This is a genomic window from Alteromonas infernus (assembly GCF_902705815.1).
In genome coordinates this window covers 21,223-36,824 of the sequence record NZ_CACSIG010000071.1, presented here as the reverse complement: position 1 = coordinate 36,824, position 15,602 = coordinate 21,223, and the positions used below count along the sequence as shown (strand labels likewise).

General features: G+C 43.0%; 16 protein-coding genes. 5 read left to right on the top strand and 11 right to left on the bottom strand.

Annotation, left to right across the window (positions count from 1 at the left end):
* Positions 1 to 291: 291 nt before the first annotated feature.
* Positions 292 to 1,104, top strand: a complete 813-nt coding sequence (locus ACX5J7_RS17025; protein ID WP_474369830.1) for a hypothetical protein — start codon at positions 292 to 294, stop codon at positions 1,102 to 1,104.
* A gap of 201 nt (positions 1,105 to 1,305) precedes the next feature.
* Here ACX5J7_RS17025 and ACX5J7_RS17020 read toward each other — a convergent pair whose 3' ends face one another.
* From ACX5J7_RS17020 to ACX5J7_RS17010, 3 genes are read right to left on the bottom strand one after another with little or no spacing between them, the layout of a single operon-like run.
* Positions 1,306 to 2,736 carry a TolC family protein gene (locus ACX5J7_RS17020; RefSeq protein ID WP_498707644.1) on the bottom strand — a complete coding sequence of 477 codons (1,431 nt, stop codon included), beginning with the start codon at positions 2,734 to 2,736 and terminating at the stop codon, positions 1,306 to 1,308.
* Entirely contained in the window at positions 2,730 to 3,782 is a 1,053-nt protein-coding gene (locus ACX5J7_RS17015) for an HlyD family secretion protein (RefSeq protein ID WP_020746653.1), read from the bottom strand. Before ACX5J7_RS17015 ends, ACX5J7_RS17020 begins: the two co-directional genes overlap by 7 nt.
* A complete protein-coding gene (locus ACX5J7_RS17010; RefSeq protein WP_498707643.1) occupies positions 3,783 to 5,501 on the bottom strand; it encodes an ABC transporter transmembrane domain-containing protein in 1,719 nt (572 codons plus the stop codon).
* 203 nt (positions 5,502 to 5,704) lie between these two features.
* On the opposite strand from ACX5J7_RS17010, the gene ACX5J7_RS17005 reads away from it, so the two are divergent.
* The gene (locus ACX5J7_RS17005) at positions 5,705 to 6,202 is read left to right on the top strand and encodes a LysR family transcriptional regulator (protein WP_498707641.1); all 498 of its coding nucleotides are present in this window, start codon (positions 5,705 to 5,707) and stop codon (positions 6,200 to 6,202) included.
* A gap of 74 nt (positions 6,203 to 6,276) precedes the next feature.
* Positions 6,277 to 6,594 carry a type 2 periplasmic-binding domain-containing protein gene (locus ACX5J7_RS17000; RefSeq protein ID WP_498707639.1) on the top strand — a complete coding sequence of 106 codons (318 nt, stop codon included), beginning with the start codon at positions 6,277 to 6,279 and terminating at the stop codon, positions 6,592 to 6,594.
* A gap of 74 nt (positions 6,595 to 6,668) precedes the next feature.
* Here the strand turns inward: ACX5J7_RS17000 and ACX5J7_RS16995 are convergent, their stop codons facing one another.
* Positions 6,669 to 7,343: a YkgJ family cysteine cluster protein gene (locus ACX5J7_RS16995; protein WP_498707637.1), complete on the bottom strand. Its 675-nt coding sequence runs from the start codon at positions 7,341 to 7,343 to the stop codon at positions 6,669 to 6,671.
* Between the two features lie 438 nt (positions 7,344 to 7,781).
* Between ACX5J7_RS16995 and ACX5J7_RS16990 the strand changes: the two genes are divergently transcribed.
* Together ACX5J7_RS16990 and ACX5J7_RS16985 are read left to right on the top strand one after the other, a co-directional pair.
* A complete protein-coding gene (locus ACX5J7_RS16990) occupies positions 7,782 to 8,012 on the top strand; it encodes a type II toxin-antitoxin system Phd/YefM family antitoxin (RefSeq protein ID WP_014980409.1) in 231 nt (76 codons plus the stop codon).
* Positions 8,012 to 8,398, top strand: a complete 387-nt coding sequence (locus ACX5J7_RS16985; protein WP_014980410.1) for a type II toxin-antitoxin system VapC family toxin — start codon at positions 8,012 to 8,014, stop codon at positions 8,396 to 8,398. The genes ACX5J7_RS16990 and ACX5J7_RS16985 overlap by 1 nt, the downstream gene beginning before the upstream one ends.
* A gap of 71 nt (positions 8,399 to 8,469) precedes the next feature.
* On the opposite strand, the gene ACX5J7_RS16980 is transcribed toward ACX5J7_RS16985, so the two are convergent.
* The 7 genes from ACX5J7_RS16980 to ACX5J7_RS16950 all read right to left on the bottom strand — a co-directional run bounded on the left by ACX5J7_RS16980 (position 8,470) and on the right by ACX5J7_RS16950 (position 15,601).
* Entirely contained in the window at positions 8,470 to 9,657 is a 1,188-nt protein-coding gene (locus ACX5J7_RS16980; RefSeq protein ID WP_474372720.1) for a nucleotide sugar dehydrogenase, read from the bottom strand.
* A 308-nt stretch (positions 9,658 to 9,965) separates the two neighbouring features.
* Positions 9,966 to 11,048: a dTDP-glucose 4,6-dehydratase gene (rfbB, locus tag ACX5J7_RS16975; RefSeq protein WP_498707634.1), complete on the bottom strand. Its 1,083-nt coding sequence runs from the start codon at positions 11,046 to 11,048 to the stop codon at positions 9,966 to 9,968.
* 37 nt (positions 11,049 to 11,085) lie between these two features.
* On the bottom strand, positions 11,086 to 11,946 hold the full coding sequence (gene rfbD / locus ACX5J7_RS16970; protein WP_498707632.1) for a dTDP-4-dehydrorhamnose reductase: 861 nt from the start codon (positions 11,944 to 11,946) through the stop codon (positions 11,086 to 11,088).
* 24 nt (positions 11,947 to 11,970) lie between these two features.
* The gene (gene rfbC / locus ACX5J7_RS16965; protein WP_498707631.1) at positions 11,971 to 12,516 is read right to left on the bottom strand and encodes a dTDP-4-dehydrorhamnose 3,5-epimerase; all 546 of its coding nucleotides are present in this window, start codon (positions 12,514 to 12,516) and stop codon (positions 11,971 to 11,973) included.
* A 75-nt stretch (positions 12,517 to 12,591) separates the two neighbouring features.
* Positions 12,592 to 13,479, bottom strand: a complete 888-nt coding sequence (rfbA, locus tag ACX5J7_RS16960) for a glucose-1-phosphate thymidylyltransferase RfbA (RefSeq protein WP_498707630.1) — start codon at positions 13,477 to 13,479, stop codon at positions 12,592 to 12,594.
* Between the two features lie 9 nt (positions 13,480 to 13,488).
* On the bottom strand, positions 13,489 to 14,229 hold the full coding sequence (locus ACX5J7_RS16955) for a sulfotransferase family 2 domain-containing protein (RefSeq protein ID WP_498707629.1): 741 nt from the start codon (positions 14,227 to 14,229) through the stop codon (positions 13,489 to 13,491).
* Positions 14,230 to 14,395: 166 nt separating this feature from the next.
* On the bottom strand, positions 14,396 to 15,601 hold the full coding sequence (locus ACX5J7_RS16950) for a glycosyltransferase family protein (protein ID WP_498707628.1): 1,206 nt from the start codon (positions 15,599 to 15,601) through the stop codon (positions 14,396 to 14,398).
* Position 15,602: the final 1 nt, after the last annotated feature.

The window sequence follows — 15,602 nt, the reverse complement described above, 5'->3', positions numbered from 1 at the left end:
AAAGATGAAAAAAGTGAACTAACCGTCTATTTTTCATTCAAATGTGATAATTAGTAGACAATATGGACTAATTACTAATAGGATGGGTGTTCAGATCCTATAAAGTAGTCGTTCTTAAAGTAGTATTTGATCCTGCCGTTATTATATTGAAACTTGATGTTGAAGGTTGCGTAAAGGAATACGTATGAGAATGCATGTAAGCGTAAACGGCCTACGCTTTGTATTCTTCATAAATGTATTAATACTGGTTGTGTCAAAAATTGACTACGCAATAATTATAAAGGTGGGTTTATGTTACGAACTCTTTCATTGCTATCAGCGGCAATGCTAGCCTCCCAGGTTAGTCATGTGGCAATGGCACAAGACGCTTCTGCAAACGAAGTCGTTCAGCCAACTACTTCAGTAAGCATAGAATCACCCGCTGAAGCGTCTAATCGCTTTCAAACAGCCTTTTTGCGACGCCAGGTCGATCAAACCATGTCTGTAGGACGTGCCATTAGCTCTATCGCTGGCCATTATCCGCAAGAAATAGTCTCTATTGTTGATATCGCATTAGACACGTATCCAGATAAGTATCGAGAAATCATCTTTGCTGCAATATCAGCGCAACCTTCTTCTACCGAGGAAATTGTTCAGCTTGCAATAGAAAAAGAAGTAAGCAGCTGCCCCAACATTGTTCAGCTAGCTATTAAAGCAGAACCAACCTATGTCGATTTCGTTGTTCATGCAGCAGCGGTTTCAACCCCTGAAGAATTAGATGAGATAGTACGTGTTGCTGTTCTTACTCAACCTGATGCAGCAGACAGTATTGTTCAAACACTCTCGCAGGAGCACCCGAACAAAATTGTTGAGATTATGACAAGCGCGCTTAATGCCGTTCCCTTCGTTGGAGAGTACGTGGTAGATTCATTATTAGCGGTCTTCCCTAACGAAGCGCAAACGGTAGTGGAAACAGCCGTAAGAGAATCATCTCATCAACGTGAACAGGTAATACGTATATTAAGCACCGCACAACATGCGGGTGTTTCTCAAGATAAGTTAAAAGAATACGCGATGTCGGCAGGTTTATCAGAAGAAGACTTTAATAGTGCGGTTAGTAATTAGCCTTTATAGCGCTTTATCCATATAAACAAACGGCGTACTGATAGTTCAATACGCCGTTTTTCTTTTTCGGCTTGTGTTGGTCTTGCAAACAACCGGTATTTATCACCTAAAACCCTGTTCGCTTTCTCTCGCTTTTATATCTCGCTTTTATCTCTCGTTATTCTCTGTAGCTGTAATCTCTAAACACTTGGCCGTTAACGCCTACTTATTAAATGAATAAAGCATAGCGGCTTCTTTATATAGCATCAGTTCTGCTTTTAACAAATCTACCCTGGCTTTGATCTCTTTCATCTTCGCTTTAATTTCGTTTTGAGCACGGGCATTTAAAACAAACATATCACTGTCGCCAGCATCGAAGCGCGTCTTCTCTACTTTAGATAAGGTTTTGGCTAATGCAGCGTTTTCGCTTTGCAGCGATACAATGTCTTTTGCCTGCCCCCAATACACCAGCGCTTGTTCAAAGCGTTGTGCTATTGCTTGCTCGGTAGACGTGAGTTTGTACGCCAGCTCTCGTTGCTTTGACTGAAGCTGTGCACGTTCCGCTTTGGCCTTTCTGTTACCCAAGGGGTAAGAAAAAGACAACCCAACTTTTGTTTCTGTACCTTCAAGGGTTTGTGAACCCGCCCCCACATCTCTGGCGATAGAGGCGGTAAGGTCAAGTTTAGGTAACAACGCGTTGTCAGCAAGCGCCACTTTATTTTCTACCACCTGCTGCTCTAACTTCATAACATCCAGTTCGGGATGCTCGCGCAGCGCATTGCGCAGAGTGACAAGTTGACCGTTGCCCACCCAATATGGCCAGTTAATGTTTTTTGGTGGTTTATCGCTTTTGACCGCTTGCATGTCACCGCTTGGCGAACGCCAATAGTAAGACAGCATTTGCGCATGCATATCCCGCTTTTGTTTTAGTTCAGCCAAGGTTAAACGCTGCTGTAGCAAGTTTGCTTTGAACTCGGTTAACACGATACTGGCTAAATCGCCTTTTTCTACCCGTGTAACCAAGGCTTTTTCACGTTCAGAAGCGGTATTAAGCAATTCGGTTACCGCGTCTATTTGCAGTGCGCTTTCATACCACGCGATATACTCACTTACCCCTTTATATACAAAGTCATTAATTAGGCTGCTTGCTAATGCTTGCCATTGGGATGACGCTAGTCCCGCATTTCTTAGCGCGGTTCGGCGTTTGTCTATTTCGCGGTTTTGTAGCAATGACATGGCAATGCCAACACTTGCTTCTCCGCCAGATAGCGTATCGTAATATCCTTCGTAGCTAGGAAAATCACCACCTGCGATGCGGTACTCACCAAAAACCGAGGCATTGTAATCCTCTATGGGGTTAGTAAAGCGCTGGGTTAAATTGGTTCCATCGTAATAACCTGATACGCGGCTTTTCGTTTTCTGTTCTATAAAAGGGTCGAAACTGCTTCTGGCAATTTCAAGTTCAGCCGCGGCTTGGTAATTACCTTCATTTATCGCAAGCACATAAGGGTGATAATTCACCATGCTTTCTATTAACCCTTCTATAGAAGGTGCCGGCTGTGTAGTTTGACTTTGCGCCAGTACCTTAGCACTGCTAACGCTGCCCAAAAGCGCGAGTGCCAATAACAACGAGATAAAGCTTCGCGCTACCATATTGATGCTCCAGAACCTTTACCACCGCTTGAAGGTGATTCTTGAGTTGGCAGCGGCGGGAAGTTATTCAGCTGTCGCCACATTTCGTAACCCAGGCGTACCTCTTCCAATAACACCCACGCTTTTACGCGACTACCTAAACGGGCCGAACTTTCTGCCGGCCATGGAATATCTGACTCATCTGGGCGTATCCAAACGTTGAAGTCGCCCATGGCATTTGCCACTGGCTCAACGTAGACCACTTCACCACCAAAGGTGCCAATTGCGCTGCCGGGCCAGCCGCTAAACTGAAACACTGGCCAGCCTTCAAACTGAAGGCGCGCTTTTGCACCCGGCTTTACTAATGGCGCATCTAACCCTCTTACGGTAACACGCACACTACGCTTCGCATTGGCAGGAATAAATTGGCCTAGGATGTCTCCTGATTTCACGAAAGTAGATACACCTCCAGATAATAAACGCACCACAGTGCCATCCACCGGCGCAAGCTTTGTTTGCGTAGATTGGCGAGACAAGATCATGCTGGCCTCGTTTATTTCAGAAACAGACGCTGCAGCTTTAGCACGTAACTCCTGCACTTTAATTTCGGCTTGCTCTACTTCTTTGCGCGACACCAGCCCCTGCGCTTCAAGTGACTTCTGACGGGCTAAGTTGTTCTCAGCATTTCTTACCGCCGTTTCATTCGCTTGATTCTTTAGGTTGGCGGCAGATAGCTGAGACTGAAGCTTTTCAAGACGCTGAGCATCAATATCAATAAGCGTCACGATAGGGTCGCCCGCCTTCACCTGCTGCCCTTCCCTTACATGCCACTGCTTAACCTGACCATCAACAAGCGCGTTGATAGGTTGGGTTCTGTCTTTCGGGTCGAGTGAGTCCACCATACCTGTGCCATAAGCGGTTTGGATCCAAGGCGTGAAGTACAGTATTAAGCCAGCAGCAAGCACTAAAAAAATAATCACGCCAGTGACTACCCGGTGTAGCTTTGGCACGTTCAAAGAAGGTAACGAAGTAATGTTGTCTAAAAAGCGACGTTCTGCGTTATTCACTTATTCACCCTCCTTATTTGCGTTCTTGTTATCGCTTTGCACATCTAAACTCACTGGCGCTACCCCATTATTATACTCGCTAAGCATAGCGGTGGCGTTGTCGTGCAGATGTATCACACCATCGAAGCATTCGGGTATTGGGATGTTTGAAAAGTACATTACCGTAAAATCGTACTTGGTTAAGCGGTTTAGAAGGCGCGCGCGAAGTTCAATAGGGATCGCATCAAAGTGTTGATTCAATATCAATAATTTGGGTTTGGCGATAATGGCAGCAGCCAGTTTAAGTAATAAGAACTCAAGCGGCTGCAATGGCGCGCCCAATACAGACACTTTCGTTTGAAGGCCCTCTGGCAAGCCGTCAATTGTCTTGGTCATTTCCACTTCTTCAAGCGCTGCGCGAATATCGGCAATGGTGGCCTGTGGGTGAGCGAGCTTTAAGTAACGCTCTATCGACACTTCAATAATCAGCGAGCGATCTAAGATAGTCACCGCTTGCCTTAGCTCGTGGGTGTCGTAATCGTTAAGGCTTAATTCACCCAATAAAATATCGCCCGACTTAACCCTGTCGTACTGCTTCAATAAACCTACAAGCTGCTTTTGAACCCAGCTTTTATCTGTAGTCACAAAGTACTTAGTGCCAGGTTCGAATACCACATTTAATTGGCAGGTATCGTTACCGTGTTTAAGTTCGACGTCGTTAAATACCAGTTTTGATGATGCGGGTATATGTTCTGACGCATTAAGCTCTTCTTGCGGCATAGCTAAAGCTCCACCTAGCTTTTCGGCTGCTCCGTAAAGTTCGAAATAAAGCTTTAAGTATTGAGTGAAGCGAGATAAACCAAAGAATACGGCTGACATAACCAGCTCAGCGGCAACTAGCTGACCAATAGACAGTTCACCTTGTACCACCAGTACACCGCCAATACCCAATAAAGAAGCACTGGCTACGGCATACATTAATAAGAACATGACCACCTGCGAGAACGTGTAATGAAAATGGTTCTTATGCTTTTGCACATAGTCACTGATGTAACCTTCGGTACTGCGCCCGGCGTACTCGACATGATCTGCCGACTTAAAGAACTCGTGAGCAATAGCAATATCGTGAAGCCACTTAGCCGACTCGTATTTCGCGTGAGATAACTCGATAGCAGTGCGCTTAGCGCCGCGGCCCCAAATTTTCCACACCGCATACATGGTAAGTAAAAGCACTACGTTAAACGCGAACAACGCCGGGTGGTAAAAGGATACCAAAGTGAAGCCCACCAGCATCTGCAATACCAAGGCAAAGCCGTCGATCATCAAAGACGGGATATTCTTTTGAAACGTCATAATGTCGAAATAGCGCTGAGTTATGCTGACGTTTTGACGCCCTTCAAAAAAGCTATGGGGCGCGAGAATAGTTTTAAGGCCGATGTCGGCAGTTAAACGCGCGTAAACCTTTCGCTCGTAAAACTCCATCACCCGCATACGAAGGGCACTAAATACACCTGATATAAATAAAGTAAGAAACAAGACAACAGCTAGGATGACCACAGCACGGGTTGAGCCTATATTGGCGATACTGTTGATTAGGGTTTGCACTGCAATTGGCACTGCCAATGTCATTAAACTAATTGCAACACCGTAGGCAATAGCAACCCAGAAAAAGCCAGCCTCGGGTTTTAGAAGCGAAAAAAGCGTTTTTCGCGTTTTGCGTAAATTTATTGGTTTAGCCATAGTTATGTCTTCAATATACCGCTAGCTTAGAAAAGTGAGAAACGCGCTGTTCTTAATTGTGGGTAACAGCAACAATAATTAGTGTATTTCAATACTGAGTTAGAATAAATCTGTTATATTCTGAATACTTCATCGAAAATAATTGCGATTATGAATTATGGGGTCAGAGTACATTTCCTGCCCTTCTTCTATTTTGTAAAATTATGCATCACCTAAACTACCATCATTTATACTATTTTTATCTGGTCGCCCGCGAAGGCAGTATTGCTAAGGCAGCCAAGTTACTTCACGTTACTCCTCAAACGGTTAGCGGGCAAATTAGTACCTTCGAAAACCAGCTTGGCTATGCCCTATTCGACAGAATAAACAAGCGGCTATACCTTAACGCGAGAGGTAAAGTTACCTATCAGTATGCCAGTGAAATATTTCACAAAGGTAATCAACTGGCTGAAATACTTAACAATAGCGATGAAGTGAATACGAAAGAATTTGTAATAGGTATTACAAACGGTATTCCAAAAGTACTTTTTTACGATTTTGTTCACGACACCATGCGTCGGTTTTCTCATGTGAAGTATGTAATTAAAGAAGACAGCTTCGATGGATTACTGAAAGAGCTGGCCATTAACGCTATCGACTTTATTGTTGCAGACCGCGGCATAGCGCCGGGTACGCAAATTAGCGCCAATAGCTTTTTCTAGGTGAAAGCTCGTTAAGTTTTTTTGCGAAATCACCACTTAGTGAAGAACAAACATTTCCTGACTGTTTAAATCAGATGCCGTTACTTATTCAAGGCAACACGTCGGGGATACGGCAAGCATTAACTAGCTGGCTTGAAACCGAACAGCTTTACCCCAAAATTGTGGCCGAGTTCGATGATACCGCTTTATTAAAGCTATTTGGCAGCGAAGACTTTGGCGTGTTCTGCGCACCATCGGCTATTTCGAAACACGTTGAAGAGCAATATGGTGTGCATTGTATTGGCAACGCGAATACGCTCAACGAACGATACTACGCTATTACAGGTAAAAGCCGTGCTGACTATACGATTAGTGAGGCGATTGTTACCTCAGCCAGGGAGATTTTAGCGTAACGCGTGGGCTCTGGACGCCTGGATTAGGAGCCATAGAAATTGAGGGGCAGAGTATCAACACTGCCCTGCGATTATTAAGCTGCAACGCCATCATCGATATCTTGTGAATAGAAGCTAAGTGTAAGTATCTTTTCTAACATTAAGCGAAGCGCATCGTTTATAGGCATTAGCTTATCGCCTAGCTCGTAGTCAAGTTGTGCGAGCTTTTGTCTACCTTCTGCGATCATAGGCGGCTTAATGGCTGTAGATTGACCTGCACTATTTGCAGCGATATCACCTATCAACAGTTGTTCGATTACGTCTGAACGCTGTGGCTGTATAGCAATTAGCGTAGCCGCATACTTCTCAGGTACTGCCTGCTTAATCGTTTTGCATACCGAAAGGGTGGCCTCGCCAGACTTTGTCTTATAGCCCGCAGCGCCGAACATACGACATATACCGGGCCGATACTCATAAATTCCGCAATAACCTTCTGAACCATCTAAACTTAAGCGCTGATATTGCTTACAAGCAAAGCCGGCATAGCTTTCAAGTTCATCGAACACTTGCTCTGCCTGCCCCGTATCAAATAGGTGCAACGCAAAAGGCAACATTTCTAGTGGCGACACTTCAATGTCGGGCTTATTGCAACACGCACCACATTTTTCTACACAGTTTAATGACTGACTTGATTGAAACGCACTAAATTCTTGAGAAAGAGATTGGTAAACATCCATCACTTGGCTGGACAGCTCACGCAGCCTATTCATAATGACTCCGCTAAAAAGCAAACTAAAACAAAAACATGTTCATACAGGTTTATATGGTAGGTAGCATGAACGCATCACTCTGTTTACTGGTTTTGGTAACCAAATACACAGATTGCATTGGAGAGAGAAATGTACTCTGACCCCACAATTTAAAGCATGCTTCTTCCCCGCCGGGTATGAGTAAGCGTGAGGCTTAATGGCAGGAGTTGAATTGGCATGGATTTTATTTTGAATTTTGGGGTTTGGGAAGTTTTTTGTGAATGATCTTTGATGATTAAAGATACCGCAGCACTGACACGATAGGCATTTAGTTTGGCTCCGTGTCAGATTTTTGAGCTACAAGCGTTAGATATAAATGAGTTGAGGACGTGATTGCAACTGTTGTTTTTTTGAACTACCATTATAGCTAAGTTTAGCTAAGTTCAACAGAGGTGTTGTATGCAAGCCAATATGCATGAGGCAAAAAGTAAGTTATCCCAACTTGTCGAACGGGCAGAGGCCGGTGAAGAAGTTGTTATCGCCAAGTCGGGAAAACCAGCAGTGAAACTAGTGCCTTTTAAAACAGAAAAAAAACGCATTTTTGGGCAATTCAAAGGCCAGGTTCATACGACCGAAGACTTCGACTCAAAAGAAGTTAATGAAGATATAGCAGATATGTTCGGTTTGTAATGAAAAGAATCTTACTCGATACCCACGTTTTAATTTGGTGGATGAACGGAGATGAGCAATTAGGTCATAACGCTCAAAAGCATATCTCTAATACTGAAAACGCCATTTATATCAGCGCCGCGTCTGTTTGGGAAATGTCGATAAAACAGCAGCTGGGAAAACTCACGGTACCAGACGATATTGAGTCGCTTATCGAAGAGTTAGGTTTTAGCGCATTACCTATCAATTTATTTCACAGCCAGCAAGCAGGAAGGCTGCCAATGCACCACCGCGATCCATTTGACAGAATGCTGATCGCCCAAGCTCAAGCTGAAGGGCTGCAGATTTTAACGAAGGACGAACACTTTCCCGCTTACGGGGTTAGATTGATTAACGCTTTAAAGTGATGGTTGAACTGGTGTTTTAACTTTATATAAATTGTGGGGTCAGAGTATTTACTCTGACCCCACAATTTGATCTAGTCGGCGTTGAACAAGTCGCGGCTGTAAACTTTGTCGAGTACGTCTTCGATATCGCCCGTTACACGGTTCGCTACGATAACATCAGAAATTTTCTTAAACTCTTCCAAATCGTTTACTACGCGCGAGTTAAAGAAGTCTTCTTCTTTAAGTACAGGCTCATAAACTACCACTTCAATACCTTTCGCTTTAATGCGCTTCATGATGCCTTGAATCGCACTGGCGCGGAAATTGTCTGAACCAGTCTTCATGATAAGGCGGTAGATGCCAACAATCTTAGGACCGCGGCTTACAATTGAATCAGCAATAAAGTCTTTACGTGTACGGTTAGCATCAACAATGGCCTGAATCATGTTATTCGGCACTTCACTGTAGTTAGCCAACAATTGTTTAGTATCTTTTGGTAAGCAGTAACCACCGTAGCCAAAGCTTGGGTTGTTGTAATGCTTACCAATTCGAGGGTCTAAGCCAACACCTTCAATGATTTGTTTGGTATCTAGACCATTACGTTCTGCATAGCTATCTAACTCGTTGAAGTAGGCAACACGCATCGCTAAATAAGTATTAGCGAAAAGCTTTATTGCTTCAGCTTCAGTGCTGTCAGTGAACAACACGTCAATTTCTTCTTTGATTGCACCTTGTTGAAGTAGCTTAGCAAAATTTTCAGCGCGTTCGCTTTGCTCGCCCACAATAATACGGCTAGGATAAAGGTTATCGTAAAGCGCTTTACCTTCACGTAGGAACTCTGGCGAGAAAATAATGTTGTCAGAACCGAAACGTGCTTTTGCGTCTTTAGTGAAACCCACTGGCACGGTCGATTTAACAATCATCACTGCATCAGGGTTAATTTCCATTACAGTTTTGATAACCGCTTCTACGCTACCTGTATTGAAGTAGTTAGTCTGTGGGTCGTAATCGGTTGGTGTTGCAATAACCACATAATCGGCATCTTTATATGCTACCTGTGCATCTAACGTGGCTTCAAGATTAAGCTCTTTGGTCGTTAGATATTCTGAGATTTCTTTGTCTTCAATCGGAGACGCTTTGTTATTCAGCATCTCGACTTTTTCTGGTACCAGGTCGACTGCTTTCACTTCATTGTGTTGTGCTAGTAACACGGCATTTGATAAGCCTACGTACCCAGTACCTGCTACTGCTATTTTGTACTTTGCTAGCGTACTTTCCATTTATGGTTTCTCCAATCCTATTAACTATCAGCGATAGAAATATTTATTAAAATTTTCTCGCTATATATTGCCAGAGTTTTTTGAAAATCTCATGAATAATGCATCATAAAGGTGCTTGATTTGATATAGCGCTGACGACTCGGTGCATCTCGCCGCCCAACTACAACGTTTATCATTAAGCTTTAGTGGTATGGTTCTCTATAAGCAACAATATAAGCAACAATCACACCACCAAGAATATCGCATTCGAAAACAAAAAAGCCTCAGCATATTAAGTAAGCTGAGGCCTAAAAACTAATAAGAGCTAACTAACTCCCCGTGCCTAAACGCTCGCCTTGATAACTACCGTCAAGCACAGCTTTCCACCAGCCTTCATTCGCTAAATACCATTCAACGGTTTTACGAATGCCGCTTTCAAAGGTTTCTTGTGGTTTCCAACCTAGCTCACGTTCAATCTTACTGGCATCAATGGCATAGCGCATATCGTGACCTGGGCGGTCTTGAACGTAAGTGATCTGCTCTGCGTATTTAGTCTCTTTCGGCTTAACTTCATCCAGAATTGAACAAATAGTTTGCACCACTTCAATATTCTGCTTTTCGTTATGACCACCAATGTTATAGGTTTCACCAATTTCACCGTTTAGCGCAACCACCACCAACGCTCGAGCGTGATCTTCAACATACAACCAGTCACGAATTTGATTACCTTTGCCATATACAGGCAGAGGCTTACCGGCTAGTGCATTTAGAATTACTAACGGAATAAGCTTCTCTGGGAAGTGGTAAGGACCATAGTTATTCGAGCAATTAGTTACTAATGTTGGTAGCTTGTAGGTACGCAGCCACGAACGTACTAGCTGATCAGAACTTGCTTTACTTGCTGAGTATGGCGAGCTTGGTGCATACGGGGTAGTTTCCGTAAAGAGCGGAAGCTCTGTGCCTGGCTCAACTTCATCAGGGTGAGGAAGGTCGCCGTATACTTCATCAGTAGAAATATGGTGGAACTTAAACCCTGCTTTTTTATCGCCCTCAAGCTCAGACCAATACGCTCTTGCTTGCTCAAGTAAAGTGTAAGTACCTACCACGTTGGTTTGAATAAACTCACCTGGCCCGTCAATTGAACGGTCTACATGAGACTCTGCCGCAAGGTGCATTATAATATCTGGCTGGTGCGTATTGAAAACACGCTTTACTTCTTCAGCATCACAAATATCTACTTGTTCAAAGCTATAGCGGTCGCAGTCTGAAACGGGTGTTAATGACTCTAAATTACCCGCATAAGTTAGCTTGTCTAAATTCACTACCGTGTGATCAGTATCATTTATAAGATGGCGTACTACTGCGGAGCCAATAAAGCCTGCACCACCTGTTACTAAAATTGTTTTGCTCATTTTCTACTTACCAAAAATATAATTCTGTTTTTGCCATTTAGGCTTTCAATTCGTCTAGCATGCTGGCCAATTGCTTACGCCAATGGGTTGGGTTGCAGGTTGCAAACGCTTCACGTGCGCTTTGTTTGTCCAACACGCTATAATGAGGGCGTTTAGCTGGCGTAGGATACTGGCTACTTGGAATAGGCAATACAGGAATTGCACTTTCTAACAACCCTTTTTCAAGCCCTAACTCTTGAATAGCTAGTGCAAAGTCGTACCAACTGGCCACGCCTTCGTCAGTCCAGTGATACACACCTACTGTTTTGTTTTTAGCTGCACTGACGCAGGCATCCGCCAACCCTTTCGCCCAGGTAGGCGTACCTATTTGGTCGTCTATTACCGTAAGCTGAGGCTTATCTGCCATTAGCTTAAGCATGGTTTTTACAAAATTATTGCCATGGGCGGAATACACCCATGCTGTACGAATTAAGCAACTTGCTTCAGGCAATATATCGAGTAACGCCTTTTCCCCATCTGCTTTTGTTTTGCCATAAGCCCCCTGCGGTTCTATAGGGTCGCTAGGCAGGTATGGCGAGCCTTTATGCCCATTAAATACGTAGTCGGTAGACACATGCACTACAAATGCACCAGCTTTTTTGCAGTACTTAGCTAAGTTTTCTACTGCAGTAGCATTAATTGCATGGCATAACTCTTGTTCTTCCTCTGCTTTATCTACGGCAGTGTAGGCGGCGGCATTGATAACGACGTCAGGCGCTAATTGAGACAGCGTTTCTGATAACACATCAAATTTAGTGATATCTGTATCTTCCGGTCCAAGACAAATAGTATCTTCACCCAATATACGCACCAACTCGTAAGACAACTGCCCAGCATTTCCAATAACTACAATTTTCATTGTTATCCCTTTAAGCCTTAATAATTAAAACGTAGGTGCGTCTACAAATGCCAACCCAGCTTCGTCTTTCCCCGAAAGTGAAGGTTTCTCTCCATTCACCAAAGGCCAGTCGATATTTAACGTGGGGTCGTCGTACTTAACTGATATTTCAGATTCTGGGTGGTAATAGTCTGTGCACTTATACACAAACTCAGCAGATTCGCTGGTTACGTAGAAACCGTGAGCAAAGCCCGCAGGTACCCATAACTGACGTTTGTTCTCTGCTGATAACGTTACCCCAACCCACTTACCGTATGTAAGTGAGTCTTTACGCATATCTACAGCCACATCGTACACTTCACCACTAACTACACGCACTAATTTGCCTTGTGTTTGCTCCATTTGATAATGAAGGCCTCGAAGAATTCCTTGGCTAGATTTAGAGTGGTTATCTTGAACAAAATCTACATCTGCGCATTCTTTCTTAAACCAATCGGTGCGAAAGGTTTCTAGGAAAAAACCACGCTCGTCTCCAAATACTTTAGGCTCAATGATTTTTACGTCAGGGATGTCTGTCTTAATTACTTGCATTTACTTTCCGTACAAACTGGCAGTTTAAAATAAGAAGAAAGGTGGCAGTGCCACCTTTTACAATTTGATATGAAGCTAGATTTTAACTCTATCGTTAATGACTTTTAGCAGGTAATCGCCATAACCACTTTTCTTGAGTGGTGCCGCTAGCTTTTCAAGTTGCTCAGCATTGATATAGCCCATTCTATAGGCCACTTCTTCTGGGCAACATACTTTCAAGCCTTGGCGTTTTTCGATAGCCGCCACAAAGTTTGCAGCATCGAGTAGAGAATCAAGCGTGCCCGTATCAAGCCAAGCGGAGCCTCGACCCATTAACTCTACTTTAAGGCTGCCATCTTGAAGATACAGATTATTAAGATCGGTAATTTCTAGTTCGCCACGATGTGAAGGCTTCACTTCTTTAGCGAAATCTACTACGCGGTTATCGTAGTAATAAAGACCCGTTACCGCATAGTTTGATTTAGGAACAGCGGGCTTTTCCTCGATGGAAAGTGCATTCCAGTCATCGTCGAAATCAACTACACCATAACGTTCTGGGTCGTTAACGTGATATCCAAACACAGTTGCACCGTGCTCTTGTTTAAACGCATTCTGCAAAGACAGTTTTAAGTCGTGGCCGTAATAAATGTTGTCGCCAAGAACCAGCGAACAGCTATCGTTTCCAATAAACTCTTCGCCTATAAGAAACGCCTGTGCCAAGCCATCTGGCGAAGGCTGCACCGCGTATTGAATGTTCATTCCTAACGCCGAGCCATCACCGATAAGGTCGATAAACCGCTGCTGTTCTTCAGGCGTGGTGATAATGAGTACATCACGAATGCCCGACATCATTAACGTCGTTAACGGATAAAAAATCATCGGCTTGTCGTAAACAGGCATTAGCTGCTTACTTACCACCTTAGTTAACGGGTGCAAACGTGTGCCAGATCCGCCAGCTAGTATTATTCCTTTTCTCGTGCTCATTTTCTTGACCTACTCGCTAAACTTTTGCTTTGCCAACTCATAAAGCTCAAAATCATCTTGATTATTCTGAACTAAAAATTCGTAGGCTTCTTCACCCAACTCATCCCTTATTTCCGCAACTTTCTCGTCAATTGTTTTGGAAGTATCACGTGATACGTTTTGTACTTTAGGGACGATATTGATGTCTTCAAATCCTTCGTCAGTTAGCCATGACTCTAACTTTTCTAAAGACTCATTAAAACTTTCAACTATTCCAACAAACGGTAATTGCTCAACCGCCATTTTGGCTCTATCAAGCTCTGAACCGTGTTCAGCACCAAACATATAAGCGAAACGCTCTGTGTGAAAGTTTTTACACTGCCTGTCATGACCAAGAGCAATTCTCGATTCAATGTATCCTTTAAGGGTAGTGTTTCGCGCAAGGACTGCACCGAAGCCATTCCCACCTTGCTTGCGCTCAAAAGCATAGGCAGACGCTATTCGATCTATAGGATGGCGGATGAATATAACCGGTAGCAATTTAAAGTAATCTACGTTCGGGGCTGGTAATTGGGCAGTATGTGATGAAAAACATTTTGCAGATTTATTGTTCTCTACCCACTGCTTCACTAACTCTCTATTTTTTGCAGGGTTTGCCGGAAACTCTTCAGTTAACCACTCGGTTCCCGCTTCGAAATTTTCTTTGAACGAGGCATCTAAAGAAGTGCCTGCATTTTTAAAAAGATGGAAGTGAAAAATAGCCTTTGTCATATACTTTTCCGATATTTTTAGATATTTAGTCAGTGAGAAAACAAAAAAGGAGACTTGTGACTAAATATTCCAGGTCATTACTCTAATGACCATTTTGATAAATTTTGATTGCCTCTCATACATCAGCATTCACTATTTTACAGCAAATTCAGCGTAATTTTGAACTTCAAAAGCGAGAAAGGAGCCATTCAGAGAAAGACCTACAAATGACATTTTTGTATGGTGTAGATTTCACACCAACTGAGCTTTCATTAGATTCCCATTCTTTGATAGCTTGTATCATACTGTCTATATCACCGTAGTCAAAGAAGTATGCACGCTCCTCCATAAAATTAGACTCTCTTTCTAACCAAGTATCTTTCGAACATAAAAGATTACAATGACTTCGGCGCAAAATGTCCCAGAAAACCCCCGACGTTTTATGTTTGTATTTTTTCGGCATATAAGAAGCGATCGCTCCTTGGACACTATCAAATAGCTGTTCATATTGCTCAGTTGATAAGGTACCAAATAATACTTCGAAGTTGTTCACCAGGTTAACTAATTTGCGAAGTTGAGGTTCCGCGTTCACATAGTCTCTACTACCTGGCGAATTTGTATTCCAGTGCAAAACAAAATCAACACCGGGAAAACTTTTACATAAACGTTCCGAGTTACTTAGTATAAAATCGGTCCCTTTGTCTTCTTTCACGCTACCAACAAACAATAACAATCGCTTTTTACCTTTTCTTTCATCGCTAGGTGGTGATAAAGGTTGAGAGTTTATTGCCGGGTGAATGAGGAAAGGAGAGCCAGTCAACGCTTCGTAACCAATTTTGTACTCGTTACAGCTTGTAGCGAAAACTAGTTTTTCCGAAGGTAAACTGCGTGCTAGAAAAGAAAGTGAAAGCTTATTTTTAAGAAACCAGCAATAGCGCATAGCTTCATCCAAACAGTTGGGAGAAGCTATTCCAGGATCAAACATTCCACAGACAATTAGGTTTGGGGTATGTAACTTTGGAATACAGCTTAAAAATTTTGCTAGCCCTAGAAATAAATGACTAAAAGCAGTGTGAAGAACAATAACATCATTTTGATTAATATTATAAAGCCGAAACAAATCGCTAAGTTCAGTCTGAAACTTCTCAGCGAGTTCGTTTTCTTTAATAGCGGGTAAAGGTTCGAGGTTATTTGTGTAACAAGGCGTGGTGAAAAAGGGAATAATCTTCCCTTTTAACTTTTTCACAGAATCGCTAAGCTTTGTGGACGCAAGTACTGTAACCACCTTACCGGTTGATGATGCATCGCCAATAAGCGTCTCAGCAACCGAGCTATGATGAGAATCAAAATCTTCAAATCCGGGATCTATCAAAAAATAGCGAATACTAGCCATT